This window comes from Streptomyces sp. RLA131, assembly GCF_056270125.1.
On record NZ_JBWDOQ010000002.1, the window covers coordinates 7,465,203 to 7,480,120 of the forward strand.

Genomic DNA, 14,918 nt, shown 5'->3' on the forward strand with positions numbered 1-14,918 from the left:
TGCTCCTAGATGTGGGGCACGTCGTCGGGGATGTCGTAGAAGGTCGGGTGGCGGTAGACCTTGTCGGCGCTGGGCGCGAAGAAGGGGTCCTTCTCGTCGCGGGTGGACGCGGCGATGTGCCGCGAGCGCACCACCCAGATGCTGACGCCCTCGTTGCGCCGCGTGTACAGGTCACGGGCATGGGTGAGGGCCATGGCGTCGTCGGCGGCGTGCAGCGAACCGACGTGCACATGGTTCAGGCCGCGCTTGCCGCGCACGAACACCTCGTACAGCGGCCAGTCGCGCCTCCCGCCGTCGGTGTCACTCATGCCGCCGCTTCCTCTCGTGCTCGCGCGCTCTGCTTGGCGGCGTGTGCGGTGGCCGCCTCCCGTACCCAGGCGCCCTCCTCGTGGGCGGCCCGCCGCCGTGCGACCCGTTCCTCGTTGCACGGTCCGTCGCCGCTGATCACCCGCTTGAGCTCGGCCCAGTCGGGGGTACCGAAGTCGTGGTGCCCGCGCTCCTCGTTCCAGCTCAGCGCGGGATCGGGCAGGGTGACTCCGAGCTTCCCGGCCTGCGGGACGGTCATGTCGACGAAGCGCTGCCGCAGCTCGTCGTTGCTGTGCCTCTTGATCTTCCAGGCCATCGAGGCCGCCGAGTTGGGGGAGTCGCCGTCGGGCGGCCCGAACATCATCAGGGACGGCCACCACCAGCGGTTCACCGATTCCTGGACCATCTCGCGCTGCGCCCGCGTGCCGCGCATCATCGTCATCAGCAGTTCGAAGCCCTGCCGCTGGTGGAACGACTCCTCCTTGCAGATCCGCACCATGGCCCGCGCGTACGGCCCGTACGAACTCCGGCACAGGGGAACCTGGTTGCATATCGCGGCGCCGTCCACGAACCAGCCGATCACCCCGACGTCGGCGAAGGTCGGTGTCGGGTAGTTGAAGATCGACGAGTACTTCTGCCGGCCCTCGATCAGCCGCTCGGTCAGATCCGCCCGGTCGGCACCGAGGGTCTCGGCCGCCGAGTACAGATACAGCCCGTGGCCGGCCTCGTCCTGGACCTTCGCGAACAGGATGGCCTTGCGGCGCAGCGAGGGCGCCCGGGTGATCCACTCACCCTCGGGCTGCATACCGATGATCTCCGAGTGCGCGTGCTGCGCGATCTGCCGGATCAGCGTCCTGCGGTAGCCCTCCGGCATCCAGTCCCGCGGCTCGATCCGCTGGTCCCGTGCGATCGTCGCGTCGAAGTGCTCCTGGAGCGGCCCCCCGGACGACGGCTCGGCACCGGCTGCGCCGGACGCGGCGAAGTGCGTCGTGGTCATCGATATCAGCTCCCTACCGACCATTCGTTCGGTACCAGTGTGGCGTGTTTCCCCGGGCTGGGCAAGCCCCGGGAGGACTCCGGAACGGGCAGGGGCCGGGCGGGCCGGCCGGTGCGGTGACCTGGGTGGCTTCTCACCCCGTCCGGCGATCGAGGACGAGCGCCGCGGCGCGGCTACGGGAACTGGCCGCCGGGCGCGGGGCCCGGCCGCGGCCCCCGGCGTGAGGCGGCCCAGTTCTGGAGCTCGGAGGTCGCCGTCCCCTCGATCTCCTCGGACAGCCGCTGACGGCTCTCCGCGTCGCGCTGGGACAGCTCGTACCGCCGGACGGCCAGCCGCAGCCGCGCCCACGCCTCGGCGGCGAGCACATAGCGCTCATTGTGGTTGAAGACCTGCCGGAAGCCGCCGACGAAGACCGCCGCACCGGCCACCGTGGCCGTGACGGCGGCGGGCGCCGCGATACCGGCCGCGACGACGGTGACGGCCCCGGCGAACAGACCGACCAGCTCGGTTGCCCGGTTCATCCGCCGGGCCGTGTCCCGCGTCCGCGCATACCAGGCCAGATCCTCCATCGCCTGCGCCAGCAGCGGATCGTCGGGGTCGGTGCGCGTCAAGGGCGGCTGGTTACGGGGCATTTGAGCATCCTGCCGGACGCGCGGGCCCATGGCTATCGGGGAGATCGCGGGAAACACCTCCCGGGAGCTCCCCCGGTAGCCAGGGGCCCGCACCCCGCCAGGTGGCCCCCGTCGCAGCGCTTTCGGGTGACGGCGCGGCCCGGCGTCCGGGGCGGCCCGCCGGGCGTGTCCGACGATCGCAGGCGGCCCCGGGGGAGACCCGGCCGAGACGCCGACCGCCGGGAGGCAGCCGTGGACATCCTGCTCTTCGCCAGCGCGTTCAACAGCCTCACCCAGCGCGTCCACGCTGAACTGAGCGACCGGGGCCACACCGTCTCCGTCGAACTCGCCCTGCACGAAAGGTCCTTGCCCGAGGCGGTGCACCGGTACGAGCCGCAGCTCGTCGTGGCGCCGATGCTGCGCACGGCGATCCCCCGGGAGGTGTGGTCCGCGCACCCGTGTCTGGTCGTCCACCCCGGACCCCCGGGGGACCGCGGGCCGTCGTCCCTGGACTGGGCGATCCACGAGAACGCGACCCGGTGGGGCGTCACGGTGCTCCAGGCCGAGGAGGAGATGGACGCCGGCCCCGTATGGGCCTCGGCCGACTGCCCGCTGCCCCCGGTCGGCAAGAGCGACCTGTACCGCAACGAGGTGTCCGACGCCGCCCTGGCGGCCGTGCTGCTGGCCGTCGAGCGCTTCGCGTCCGGGACCCACCGCCCCCGGCCGCAGCCGGCACCGTCCGGACCGCGGAACGCCGGGCGGCCGCGCCCGTACCAGGACCAGAGCGTGCGGCGGATCGACTGGGGGCGCGACTCCACCGCCACCGTGCTGCGCAGGCTGCGCGCCGCCGACTCGCAGCCCGGCGTACTGGACGACCTGCTCGGCCGCCCCTGGTACCTGCACGGGGGCCACTTCGAGGACCTGCTGCGCGGCCGTCCGGGCGAACTGCTGGCCACCCGGGCCGGCGCGATCTGCCGGGCGACCACCGACGGCGCCGTGTGGATTCCCGAACTGCGGCCCCGGCGCGACCCCGGGGAGCCCCCGACGTTCAAACTGCCGGCCGTCATGGCGCTCGCCGGGACGCTGCCGCCGCTGCGGGAGCACCCCGCCCCGCTCTGCCTGGACGAGGACCGCCGCACCTGGACCGACATGCGCTACCGCGAGGACGGCGACGTCGGCTTCCTGTCGTTCTCCTTCCCCGGCGGCGCGATGAGCACCACGCAGTGCCGGCGGCTGCTGAACGCCTACCGGGTGGCGTGCTCGCGGCCCACCTCGGTGCTGGTGCTGGGGGCCGGCCGGGACTTCTTCTCCAACGGCATCCATCTCAACGTGATCGAGGCCGCGGCCGACCCCGGCGCGGAGTCCTGGGCCAACATCAACGCCATCGACGACCTGGTCGAGGCCGTCCTGACGACCACCGACCGCCTGGTGGTCTCCGCCGTCGGCGGCAACGCCGCCGCGGGCGGGGTGATGCTGGCCCTGGCGGCGGACGAGGTGTGGTGCCGCTCAGGGGCCGTGCTCAACCCGCACTACCGCCTGATGGGGCTGTACGGATCGGAGTACTGGACGTACACCCTGCCCCGCCGGGTGGGCTCGGCGGTCGCCGGCCGGCTGATGGACGAGGCCCTGCCGGTGAGCGGGGCGGCCGGTCTGCGGCTGGGCCTGGTGGACCGGCTGGTCGAGTGCGCCCCGCAGGACTTCACCCAGGAGGCCGGACGGCTCGCGGCCCGGCTGGCCCGGCTGCCCGCGACCGGGTCGCGGATCGCCGCCAAGAAGGCGGAGCTGGACCGGCGGCAGAGCGAGCGCCCGCTGACCGCCTTCCGGGAGGCGGAGCTCGCCCGGATGGGGCGGACCTTCGCCGACCCGCGGGCCCCGTACCACGCGCTGCGCCGCGCCTTCGTGCGCAAGGAGCGGCCCGCGCGCACCCCGCCCCACCCCGCCCCACCCCGCCCCGTGGACGCCGCCCGTCACCGGAACGGCCCTGCGTGACCTCACACCGGAACCGGCTACCTGCTACCAAGAGAGCTGAAGGTCGAAATGCGTAACTTCCTCACATACCTCCCCTAGGAGGCACCCCGTGGACACAGCAACGCCGATCACGGACGATGCCGCGGAGAACGCCGGTACGCCTGCGGATGACGCGCCCCCGATCCACATCCTCTGGATCAACGCCGGCCTGAGCTGCGACGGCGACTCCGTCGCCCTGACGGCCGCGATGCAGCCGAGCATCGAGGAGATCGTGCTCGGTGTGCTGCCCGGCCTGCCCAAGATCGCGGTCCACTGGCCCCTGATCGACTTCGAGTGCGGCCCGGTGGGCGGCGCCGACAACTTCATCGAGTGGTTCTTCAAGGGCGAGCGCGGCGAGATCGACCCCTTCGTGCTCGTCGTCGAGGGATCGATCCCCAACGAGGCGATCAAGCAGGAGGGGTACTGGTGCGGCTTCGGCGACAACCCGGAGACCGGCCAGCCGATCACCACCAGTGAGTGGATCGACCGGCTGGCGCCCAAGGCGCTGGCCGTGGTCGCCATCGGGACCTGCGCGACCTACGGCGGCATCCACGCGATGGCGGGCAACCCGACCGGAGCGATGGGCGTGCCCGACTACCTGGGCTGGGACTGGAAGTCCAAGGCCGGCATCCCCATCGTGTGCGTCCCGGGCTGCCCGATCCAGCCGGACAACTTCTCGGAGACCCTCACCTACCTGCTCTACCAGGCCACCGGTGCCGCTCCGATGATCCCGCTGGACGACAAGCTGCGTCCGACCTGGCTGTTCGGCGCCACCGTGCACGAGGGGTGCGACCGGGCCGGCTACTACGAGCAGGGCCAGTTCGCCCACACCTACGACTCGCCCAAGTGCCTGGTCAAGCTGGGTTGCTGGGGCCCCGTCGTCAAGTGCAACGTGCCCAAGCGGGGCTGGATGAACGGCATCGGCGGCTGCCCCAACGTCGGCGGCATCTGCATCGCCTGCACCATGCCCGGCTTCCCGGACATGTTCATGCCGTTCATGGACGAACCGCCCGGCGGCAGGGTGTCCAGCGCGGCCAGCGGGGCGTACGGCGCCGTCGTCCGCAGGCTGCGGTCCCTGACGGCCCACACCGTGGACAACGAGCCGAAGTGGCGCCGCACGGGCGAGCGCCTGGCCACCGGCTACCGGCCGCCCTGGTGACCTCCCGCCCGACCACCCGAAGCGACCCGCGAAGCAACTCGAAGCGGCCCGAAGTGACCTGAATCGACCTGAAGAAGGGCACGGCACACACGATGGCACCGACGACGAAGGCGGCCGGCGACGGCAGTGGCCTGGTGGAGATGGCCTGGGATCCGATCACCCGGATCGTGGGCAGCCTGGGCATCCACACCAAGATCGACTTCAAGCAGAAGCGGGTCGCGGAGTGCTACAGCACCTCGTCGGTCTTCCGTGGCTACAGCGTCTTCATGCGCGGCAAGGACCCTCGGGACGCGCACTTCATCACCAGCCGCATCTGCGGGATCTGCGGTGACAACCACGCGACCTGTTCGGTGTACGCGCAGAACATGGCCTACGGGGTGAAGCCCCCGCACCTCGCCGAGTGGATCATCAATCTCGGCGAGTCGGCCGAGTACATGTTCGACCACAACATCTTCCAGGAGAACCTGGTCGGGGTCGACTACTGCGAGAAGATGGTCCGCGAGACCAACCCGGGCGTCCTGGAGCTGGCCGAGCGCACCGAGGCCCCGCACGCCGGGGAGCACGGCTACCGCACGATCGCCGACATCATGCGGTCGCTCAACCCCCTCGAAGGCGAGTTCTACCGCGAGGCCCTCCAGGTCAGCCGCTACACCCGGGAGATGTTCTGCCTGATGGAGGGCCGCCATGTGCACCCCTCCACGCTCTACCCGGGCGGCGTCGGCACGATCGCCTCCGTACAGCTCTTCACGGACTACCTCAGCCGGCTGATGCGCTACGTGGAGTTCATGAAGCGCGTCGTCCCGCTCCACGACGACCTCTTCGACTTCTTCTACGAGGCGCTGCCCGGGTACGAGGAGGTCGGCCGCCGGCGGGTGCTGCTCGGCTGCTGGGGGGCGCTCAACGACCCCGAGTACTGCGACTTCACCTACGCCAACATGACGGACTGGGGACGGCGCATGTTCGTCACCCCCGGCATCGTCGTCGACGGCAAACTGGTCACCAACGACCTCACCGAGATCAACCTCGGGATCCGGATCCTGCTGGGCAGTTCGTACTACCAGGACTGGCAGGGCCAGGAACAGTTCGTCACCCACGACCCGCTCGGCAACCCGGTCGACCCGCGCCATCCGTGGAACCAGCACACCATCCCGGCCCCCCAGAAGCGGGACTTCAACGGCAACTACAGCTGGGTGATGTCGCCCCGCTGGTTCGACGGCAAGGACTACCTGGCCCTGGACACCGGCGGCGGCCCCATCGCCCGCCTGTGGTCCACCGCCCTGTCCGGGCTCGTCGACACCGGATACGTCAAGGCCACCGGCAGCAGTGTCGTCATCACCCTGCCGCGCACGATGACCAAGCCCGAGACCACCTTCGAGTGGAAGATCCCGCGCTGGAGCAACGCGCTGGAACGCAACCGGGCCCGCACCTACTTCCAGGCCTACACCGCCGCCATCGCGCTGCACTTCGCCGAGAAGGGCCTGGAGGAGGTGCGCGCCGGCCGCACCCAGACCTGGGAGAAGTTCGAGGTCCCGGACCAGGCCGTCGGGGTCGGCTTCACCGAGGCCGTACGCGGTGTCCTCTCCCACCACATGGTGATCCGCGACGGCAAGATCGCCAACTACCACCCCTACCCGCCCACCCCCTGGAACGCCAGCACCCGCGACACCTACGGAACGCCGGGCCCGTACGAGGACGCCGTGCAGAACACGCCGATCTTCGAGGAGAACACCCCGGAGAACTTCAAGGGCATCGACATCATGCGCGCCGTGCGCAGCTTCGACCCCTGCCTCCCGTGCGGCGTCCACATGTACGTGGGAGAGGGGAAGACCGTGCAGAAGATGCACGTGCCCACCGGCCTGAGCGGGCTCGGCGGATGAGCGCGGCAGCCGACACCCGGCCCGCCGCCCGGGTCCCCGCCCCGGCCTCCGTGCCGCCCCGCGCGGCGAACGCGCAGGAGGCCGGGCGGCGCGTCGAGGAGGTACTCGACCACCTGGCCGCCACCGGCGACCCCCAGGCGTGCGCGGCGGCCGAGGAACTGGTGCGGGTCCTGATGGACTTCTACGGCGCGGGCCTGGCCCGCGTCGTCGGCCTGCTGGACGCCCCCGCAGCCCGCCGCTCCCCGGGCGCCCCCCTGGCCGGACTGCTCGGGGACGAACTGGTGGCGAGCCTGCTGGTGCTGCACGATCTGCACCCCGAGGACACCACCACCCGGATCACCCGGGCCCTGGAGACGGTCCGCGACCACCCGGTGGAGGCGGTGGGCTTCGACGACGCCACCGCGACCCTGCGGGTGCGCTCCACCGGCGGCTCGGGGTGCGGCTGCCCCAGCACCGGGGAGGCGGCCCGGCGCGCCGTCGAGGACGCCCTCGCGTGCTTCGCGCCGGAGGTGACCGCCGTGGAACTGGAACCGGCGGTCCGGGAACCCGCGCTCCTCCAGATCGGAACCGGCCCGGCGGACGCCGCGGGCGGGCCGACACCGCGGAGGAAGTCGCCGTGAGCGCACCGCCGACCTGTGCCCGGCCCCCCGGGCAGCAACCGGAATCCCGCGGCCTGCGGCGCTTCCTGACCGGGCGACCGCCCCGGCAGGAGCGCTGCGAGATGTGCGGGGTGCCGGTCACCGAGAACGGCCACCGCCACCTGGTGGACACCGAGCAACGCGCCCTCGCGTGTGCCTGCACCTCCTGCGCCCTGCTGTTCGAGAAGCCGGGTGCGGCGGGCGGCCGTTTCCGGGCCGTCCCGGACCGCTGGCTCGCCGACCCGGACCACAGCCTGGACGACGGAGCCTGGGAACGCCTGCGGATCCCGGTCGGCGTCGCCTTCTTCTTCCGCAACGCCGCCCTCGACCGGCTGGTCGCGCTCTACCCCAGCCCGGCCGGCGCGACCGAGAGCGAACTCGAACCCTCGGTCTGGCAGACCGTCCTCGACGGCAGCCGGCTGGCCGCACAACTCGAACCCGACGTGGAGGCACTGCTGTTGCGCCGGACCGGCGACCGGGTCGACTGCTACCTCGTCCCGATCGACATCTGTTACGAACTGGTGGGACGGATGCGCCTGCTGTGGCAGGGCTTCGACGGCGGGGCCGAGGCCAGGGCCGACCTCGACGCGTTCTTCGAGCACGTGGGGCGCCGCACCCGCCCGGCGGCACCCCGGGAGGCACGGCCGTGACGGAACTCGCCTTCACCTGCACCGGCGTACGCGCCGACCCGTACGCCGCCGGCCCGACCCTGGTCTTCCGGCTGCGCGTCACCGCGTCCGGTGACGCCCGGGTGCACGCCCTCGCGCTGCGCTGCCAGATCCGTATCGAACCGGCCCGGCGGGACTACGCACCCGAGGAGGCCGACGGCCTGACGGACCTGTTCGGCGAGCGCTCCCGCTGGGGCAGCACCCTCCAGCCGGTGCAGTTCGCCCAGGTCTCGCTGATGGTCCCCGGCTTCACGGGCGAGACCGAGACCGACCTCGTGGTGCCCTGCACCTACGACCTGGACGTCGCCGCGAGCCGGTACTTCGACGCGCTGTCCGAGGGCGAGGTGCCGCTGCTCATGCTCTTCTCCGGCACGGCGTTCACCGGCGCGGCCGGTTTCCGGGTCGAGCCGGTGCCGTGGGACCGGGAGGCGGCCTTCCGGATGCCCGTCCAGGTGTGGCGGCAGATGATCGGGCAGCACTTCCCCGGCTGCGGCTGGATCCGGCTGCCCGGCGACGCCATGGACGCCCTGCTGGCCTATCGCTCGCGGCACGCGCTCGCGTCCTGGGATGCGACCGTACGGTCCCTGCTGGCCGGTTCGGCCCCGCCGCCGGACCCGGTGCCGGCCGCCACCCCCACCGGCGCGGGAAGGACGGCGCCATGACGACCGGCACGTTCACACCGGAGACCGAGGCCCGGTTCGCCGTCGCCCGCCAGGTGGCCGACGCGGTGCTCTTCGAGGGCTATGTCCTGTACCCCTACCGGGCCTCCGCCGCCAAGAACCGGCTGCGCTGGCAGTTCGGGGTGCTGGTGCCGCCCGCCTGGGGCGCCGCGTGCGAGGAGCACGACTTCCAGCACACCGAGTGCCTGATGGAACCCAGGGCCGGTGCCACGCTCGCCGTGGAGGTGCGCTTTCTGCACGCCCAGCGGCGGACCGTGCAACGGGCCCGCGAGGACGGCGGGTTCGAGATCGTCCCCGAACTCCACCTGCCGGACCGGGTCGTGGTCCCCTGGGACGAGGGCGCCGAGGAACGCGTCGAGGTGGTCGTCCCCGTCGCCGAACTGGCCGGGGACGGGGTCACGGTCCCCTTCGGCCGCCCCGCGCGGGAGGAGACCGAACTCGTCCTCGACCCGTCCGGCCGCACCGCGGGCCGTCTGGTCCGCCGGTGCGAGGAGATCAGCGGCGCCGTACGCCTGTCGGCGCGGGAAATCGACGGCCCCTACCGGACGATGCGGCTCACCGTCGTCGTGGAGAACACCAGCACCTGGACGCCGCCGGACGGCGCCGCCGCCGACCGCGACGCGGCGCTGCCGCGCTCACTGGTCGCCACCCACCTGCTGACGCACCTGAGCGCGGGCTCCTTCCTGTCGATGACGGACCCGCCCGAGTGGGCCAGGGGCGCCATCGGGGCGTGCCGCAACCTGCACACCTGGCCGGTGCTCGCCGGTGAACCCGGCCGCGCCGACCTGGTGCTGTCCTCCCCGATCATCCTGGAGGACCACCCCGCCATCGCCCCGGAGAGCCCGGGCGCGCTCTACGACGCCACCGAGATCGACGAGATCCTCGCGCTGCGCACCGCCGCCCTGACCGACCAGGAGAAGCGCGAGGCCCGGGGCACCGACGAACGGGCCGCCGCCGTGATCGACCTGGCCGACTCCATGCCCCCCGAGGTCCTGGAGCGTCTGCACGGCGCGGTCCGGTCCCTGCGGGAGGTGACCGGCTCCGAAGCCGCGCTGATCCCGGCCGCTCCCGGACTGCCCGACGAGGGCGGTGTGCGGCCGCCGGAGACCCCCTGGTGGGACCCGGCCGGCGACACCGGCTTCGACCCGGCCACCGACCGGGTCGTGGTGGACGGCCGGTCGCTGGGCGCCGGCAGCCGGGTGCTGCTGCGGCCCGGCCTGCGGCGCACCGACGCCCAGGACCTGTTCCTGCACGGGCGCGGCGCGACCGTCGAGGCGGTGCTGCACGACGTGGACGGCGGAGTGCACCTGGCGGTGACCGTGGAAGGCGACCCGGGCGCCGACATCCGCCGTGAGCAGGGCCGGTTCCTGTACTTCCAGCCCGACGAGGTCGCCCCCCTGGAGGACGCGTGAACCCGCCCGCGCAGGACGGAGCAGGCGGAGCCCGGGTCCTGGTCGCCGGGGTCGGCAACATCTTCCTCGGCGACGACGGCTTCGGCGTCGAGACGGTACGCCGGCTGGCCGCGGGGCCGCTGCCGGAGGGCGTCGAGGCCGTCGACTTCGGCGTGCGCGGCGTCCATCTGGCGTACCAGCTGCTCGACGGCTACGACACCCTCGTCCTGGTCGACGCCACCGCCCGCGGCGGCGCCCCCGGCACGCTGTATCTGATCGAACCCGGCGACCCGCACGGCGCCGACGGGCGGGCAGCCCGCGCGCAGGCCGCCGACGCGCGGGCCGCCGGGCCCCCGAACGCCCTGGTGGACGGCCACCACATGTCCCCGGACGCCGTGCTGGCGCTGCTGGAGACACTCTGCGCCGGCACCGGCGGGAGCCCGCCCCGGCGCACGCTGGTCGTGGGATGCGAACCGGCCGGAGTGGAGGAGGGCATCGGCCTCAGCCCGCCGGTCGCGGCCGCGGTACCGGAGGCCGTACGGCTGATCACCGGCCTGCTGCGGGACGGCGAACAGGGAAAGCACGCGCCGCGGGCCGCGGCTGGCGAGTCCGTCAAGTGAGGAGAACAGCATGAAGAGCACCAGCAGCGCGCGTACCACCCGGAGCGCGAACGGGTCCCACGTCACCAAGCCCGTCATCGCGGGCGTGGCCGCCGCCACCGCGGTGGCCGCCATCGCCCACCAGGTCCTGCCCGACATCAGGCGCTACCTGCGGATGCGCCGTATGTGACCGGGTGACTGCACCGAACGACGTACACCGCCGGGCGGCGTCGGCGTGCCGGTCCGCCCGGCCCCCGGGGCGGACCTCTAATGGGGCCGAGCGAGACCGGCAGCCGAGGCCGCCCACCCGGCCCTCTCCAGGGCGGCCGACGGCGACCGGTCTCCGTCAGGACGGAGACCGACCGATGCACGAGATGTCCGTCGCGCTGGCTGTCGTCGGCCAGGTGGAGGAGGCGGCCGCCCGGGCCGGCGGCGTCACCGCGGTGACGTCCGTACGGCTCCGGGTGGGCGAGCTGGCCGGAGTGGTGGCCGACGCCCTCTCCTTCTGCTTCGGACTCGCCTGCGCCGGAACCCTGCTGGAGGGCGCGGAGCTGGTCACCGAGACCGTGCCCGGCCGCGCCCGCTGCGCACCCTGCGCGAACGAGTGGGCGGTCGGCATGCCGCCGGACCTGTGCTGCCCGGTGTGCGGCGGGGCGAGCGCCGAGCTGTTCGCGGGCCGTGAACTGCAGATCGCCGCAGTGCGCTGGGAGGACGGCCCGGCGCGCGAACACATCCGCGAACCGATCCCCGAGGAGTGCTGAACCATGTGCCGTGAGGTCGACCTGCACCAGGCGGTACTCGCCAAGAACGACGCGACCGCGCACACCCTGCGCGCCGAGCTCACCGCCCGGGGGACCACGATCGTCAACCTGCTGTCCAGCCCGGGGAGCGGGAAGACCGCCCTGCTGGAACGCGAACTGCTGCTGGCCCGCGAGCGCGGCGTGCCGGTCGCGGCACTGACCGCCGACCTCGCCACCGAGAACGACGCCGTGCGGCTGGCCCGGTCGGGGGTCCCCGTCAAGCAGGTCCTGACCGACGGGCTGTGCCACCTGGAGGCCGGGATGCTGGGCCGGTACCTGGACGGCTGGCTGCCCGACCCCACCCGGCTGCTGTTCGTGGAGAACGTCGGCAACCTGGTCTGTCCGGCCTCCTACGACCTCGGGGAGTCGCTGAGAGTCGTGCTCGCCTCCGTGACCGAGGGGGAGGACAAGCCCCTGAAGTACCCGACCGCCTTCGGCCTGGCGCAGCTGGTGCTGGTCACCAAGACCGACATCGCGGACGCGGCCGACTTCGACGAGGCGGCGTTCCGCGCCCATGTCGAGCAGGTCAATCCCGGAGTGGAGGTGCTGCTGACGTCCGCGCGGCGGGGCGACGGCGTCGGGGCGCTGCTCGACCGGGCCCACGCGGTGGCGGACGGCGCGCCGGCGCACATCCCCGTCATGGCCCGCCGCCCCGACGACCACGGGCACGTCCACGTCCACGGGCACCCGCACGCCGCGGCCGCCGCCCCGGCGCAGTCCGGCTCGTGACGGCTCCGCCGCCGGCCACCGCCCTGGCCGGGCAGCCGCCGCAGCGCCGCCGGGTCACCGTCCGGGGCGTGGTGCAGGGCGTGGGGTTCCGGCCCTTCCTGTACGCCCTGGCCACCGGGCTCGAACTGGCCGGGCATGTGACCAACACCGGAGAGGGCGTGGTCGCCGAGGTCGAGGGCGACCCGTCGGCCGTCGCCCTGTTCTGCGACCGGATCACCGTGCGGCCGCCCCCGCTGGCCCAGGTGGAGTCCGTCGACCACCAGGAGATCCCCACCTCCGGCGGCGCGGGATTCACCATCATCGCCTCCGGCACCGGCGGCCCCGCCCGCACCCTGGTCTCCCCGGACATGGCCACCTGCGCCGACTGCGTCGCCGAACTCACCGACCCGGCCGACCGGAGGTACCGCCACCCCTTCATCACCTGCACCCACTGCGGCCCGCGCTTCACCATCGTCACCGCACTCCCCTACGACCGGGCCCACACCACCATGGCCGGCTTCCCGATGTGCGCCGACTGCGCCCGCGAGTACGCCGACCCGGCCGACCGGCGCTTTCACGCGCAGCCGATCGCCTGCCCGGCCTGCGGCCCCCGGCTGCGCCTGCTCGTCGCCACCACGCCCCCCGGCCGGCCCGCCGGGCCGCCCCGGCAGGCCACCGGCACCGACCCGGTCACCGCCGCCCGCGAACTCCTGGCCCGGGGCGCGATCCTGGCCGTCAAGGGCCTCGGCGGCTACCACCTGGCCTGCGACGCCGCCGACCCGGGCGCCGTGGCCGAGCTGCGCCGCCGCAAGGCCCGTGGCGACAAGCCGTTCGCCGTGATGGCCGCGAGCCCGGCCGCCATCGAGCACCTGGTGCACCTCGGCCCCGAGGAGCGGGCCCTGCTCACGGGCGGCGTCAGGCCCGTCGTGCTGCTGCGCCGCCGCGGCGGCGCCGGCCGGCCGCCGGGAGCCCCCTCGTACGCGGAGGCGGTCGCGCCGGGCAGTCCCGATCTCGGGGTGATGCTCCCGTACACCCCGCTGCACCATCTGCTGCTGGGCCTGCCCGGCGACCCCGACGGGCCCCGGCTGCTGGTGATGACCAGCGGGAACGCCGCCGGTGAGCCGATCGTCACCGACGACGCCGAGGCACTGGAACGCCTCGCGCACCTGGCCGACGCCTGGCTCACCCACGACCGCCCGATCCATGTGCCCTGCGACGACTCCGTGGTGCGCGTCTGCGACGGCGAGCCGCTGATGGTGCGCCGCGCCCGCGGCCACGCCCCGCTGCCCGTCCGGCTGCCGTTCCCGGTACCGGCGGCACTCGCCGTCGGAGGCGACCTGAAGAACGCCTTCTGCCTCGCGGAGGGCGGTACGGCCTGGCTGTCCGCGCACATCGGCGACATGGACGACCTCGCCACCCAGCGGGGCTTCGAACGCGCCGAGGCGCGACTGGAGACCATCACCGGGGTCAGCCCCCGGCTGCTGGTCGCCGACCGGCACCCCGGGTACCGCTCAGGTCAGTGGGCCGTCCGGCACGCCGCCGGCCGGCCGGTCGCCCGCGTCCAGCACCATCACGCCCATGTCGCCGCCGCCATGGCCGAGCACGGGCTGGACGGCGGCACACCGGTGATCGGCGTCGCCTTCGACGGCACCGGCTACGGCGACGACGGCGCCGTGTGGGGCGGGGAGTTCCTGCTCGCGGACTACCAGGGCTTCACCCGCTTCGGGCACCTCGGCTACGTCCCGCTGCCGGGCGGCGACGCCGCCGTGCGGCGGCCGTACCGGATGGCCCTCGCCCACCTGCGCGCGGCCGGCCTTGCCTGGAGCCCGGACCTGCCCAGCGCGGCCGCCTGCCCGCCCGACGAACGACGCGTACTGGAACGCCAGTTGGAACGCGCCCTCAACTGCGTCCCGACCTCCAGCATGGGCCGGCTCTTCGACGCCGTCTCCTCCCTCGCCGGGGTGTGCCACCGCGCCGGGTACGAGGCCCAGGCCGCCGTCGAACTGGAGGCCGCCGCCCTGACCGCGAACGCCGCGGACGCCGGGCACGCCGCGAACGCCGGGGGCGGCCCCGGTTACGCCTTCACCCTGCGGCCCGGGCCCGTGTACGGCCCGGTCACGGTCACCGCCGACCCGGCACCCGTCCTGCGGGCCGTCGTCGACGACGTACGGGCAGGCCGGGGACCGGCCCTGGTCGCGGCCCGCTTCCACCGCGCGGTCACCGGCCTGGTGCACCGAACCTGCGTCATGGCGCGGGAACTGCACGGACTCGACACCGTCGTCCTGACCGGCGGGGTGTTCGCCAACGCCCTGCTCTCCTCGGCCTGCGCCGGGGCGCTGCGCGAGGACGGCTTCACCGTCCTGCGCCACCACCGGATCCCCCCGAACGACGGAGGACTGGCGCTCGGCCAGCTCGTGGTGGCGGCCGCCCGCACCACGGCCCGGCGCCCGGCCACCCCCTGACGGCGCACCACACCC

At 73.4% G+C, this 14,918-nt stretch carries 15 protein-coding genes; 12 read left to right on the top strand and 3 right to left on the bottom strand.

The features are described 5' to 3' along the window. Nucleotides 1-5 precede the first annotated feature (5 nt). The 3 genes from paaB to RWE79_RS34765 all read right to left on the bottom strand — a co-directional run bounded on the left by paaB (nt 6) and on the right by RWE79_RS34765 (nt 1,935). Nucleotides 6-308, bottom strand: coding sequence for a 1,2-phenylacetyl-CoA epoxidase subunit PaaB (gene paaB, locus RWE79_RS34755; protein WP_475944056.1), 303 nt, complete (start codon nt 306-308; stop codon nt 6-8). Further along, on the bottom strand, nt 305-1,303 hold the full coding sequence (gene paaA, locus RWE79_RS34760) for a 1,2-phenylacetyl-CoA epoxidase subunit PaaA (protein ID WP_475944057.1): 999 nt from the start codon (nt 1,301-1,303) through the stop codon (nt 305-307). Before paaA ends, paaB begins: the two co-directional genes overlap by 4 nt. Before the next feature lie 173 nt (nt 1,304-1,476). Beyond that, nucleotides 1,477-1,935, bottom strand: coding sequence for a DUF4231 domain-containing protein (locus tag RWE79_RS34765; RefSeq protein ID WP_475944058.1), 459 nt, complete (start codon nt 1,933-1,935; stop codon nt 1,477-1,479). A 231-nt stretch (nt 1,936-2,166) separates the two neighbouring features. Between RWE79_RS34765 and RWE79_RS34770 the strand changes: the two genes are divergently transcribed. From RWE79_RS34770 to hypF, 12 genes are all read left to right on the top strand, one after another. After that, nucleotides 2,167-3,903 carry a hydrogenase maturation protein gene (locus RWE79_RS34770; protein WP_475944059.1) on the top strand — a complete coding sequence of 579 codons (1,737 nt, stop codon included), beginning with the start codon at nt 2,167-2,169 and terminating at the stop codon, nt 3,901-3,903. A gap of 88 nt (nt 3,904-3,991) precedes the next feature. After that, nucleotides 3,992-5,080 (top strand): NADH-quinone oxidoreductase subunit B family protein, encoded by a 1,089-nt coding sequence (locus RWE79_RS34775; RefSeq protein ID WP_475944060.1) that lies wholly within the window; start codon nt 3,992-3,994, stop codon nt 5,078-5,080. Nucleotides 5,081-5,172: 92 nt separating this feature from the next. Beyond that, nucleotides 5,173-6,957, top strand: coding sequence for a nickel-dependent hydrogenase large subunit (locus tag RWE79_RS34780; RefSeq protein ID WP_475944061.1), 1,785 nt, complete (start codon nt 5,173-5,175; stop codon nt 6,955-6,957). After that, nucleotides 6,954-7,577, top strand: coding sequence for a hypothetical protein (locus RWE79_RS34785; protein ID WP_475944062.1), 624 nt, complete (start codon nt 6,954-6,956; stop codon nt 7,575-7,577). The genes RWE79_RS34780 and RWE79_RS34785 overlap by 4 nt, the downstream gene beginning before the upstream one ends. Then, nucleotides 7,574-8,245, top strand: a complete 672-nt coding sequence (locus RWE79_RS34790; protein WP_475944063.1) for a DUF5947 family protein — start codon at nt 7,574-7,576, stop codon at nt 8,243-8,245. The genes RWE79_RS34785 and RWE79_RS34790 overlap by 4 nt, the downstream gene beginning before the upstream one ends. After that, on the top strand, nt 8,242-8,925 hold the full coding sequence (locus RWE79_RS34795; protein ID WP_475944064.1) for a DUF6084 family protein: 684 nt from the start codon (nt 8,242-8,244) through the stop codon (nt 8,923-8,925). The genes RWE79_RS34790 and RWE79_RS34795 overlap by 4 nt, the downstream gene beginning before the upstream one ends. After that, nucleotides 8,922-10,355 (top strand): hypothetical protein, encoded by a 1,434-nt coding sequence (locus tag RWE79_RS34800; protein WP_475944065.1) that lies wholly within the window; start codon nt 8,922-8,924, stop codon nt 10,353-10,355. Before RWE79_RS34795 ends, RWE79_RS34800 begins: the two co-directional genes overlap by 4 nt. After that, nucleotides 10,352-10,954 (top strand): hydrogenase maturation protease, encoded by a 603-nt coding sequence (locus RWE79_RS34805; protein ID WP_475944066.1) that lies wholly within the window; start codon nt 10,352-10,354, stop codon nt 10,952-10,954. The genes RWE79_RS34800 and RWE79_RS34805 overlap by 4 nt, the downstream gene beginning before the upstream one ends. A gap of 10 nt (nt 10,955-10,964) precedes the next feature. Next, nucleotides 10,965-11,123 (top strand): DUF6893 family small protein, encoded by a 159-nt coding sequence (locus RWE79_RS34810; protein ID WP_475944067.1) that lies wholly within the window; start codon nt 10,965-10,967, stop codon nt 11,121-11,123. 175 nt (nt 11,124-11,298) lie between these two features. Then, the gene (locus RWE79_RS34815; protein ID WP_475944068.1) at nt 11,299-11,694 is read left to right on the top strand and encodes a hydrogenase maturation nickel metallochaperone HypA/HybF; all 396 of its coding nucleotides are present in this window, start codon (nt 11,299-11,301) and stop codon (nt 11,692-11,694) included. A gap of 3 nt (nt 11,695-11,697) precedes the next feature. Next, nucleotides 11,698-12,462 carry a hydrogenase nickel incorporation protein HypB gene (gene hypB / locus RWE79_RS34820; protein ID WP_475944069.1) on the top strand — a complete coding sequence of 255 codons (765 nt, stop codon included), beginning with the start codon at nt 11,698-11,700 and terminating at the stop codon, nt 12,460-12,462. After that, complete coding sequence (gene hypF, locus RWE79_RS34825; protein WP_475944070.1) at nt 12,459-14,903, top strand: carbamoyltransferase HypF; 2,445 nt, start codon at nt 12,459-12,461, stop codon at nt 14,901-14,903. The genes hypB and hypF overlap by 4 nt, the downstream gene beginning before the upstream one ends. Nucleotides 14,904-14,918 lie beyond the last annotated feature (15 nt).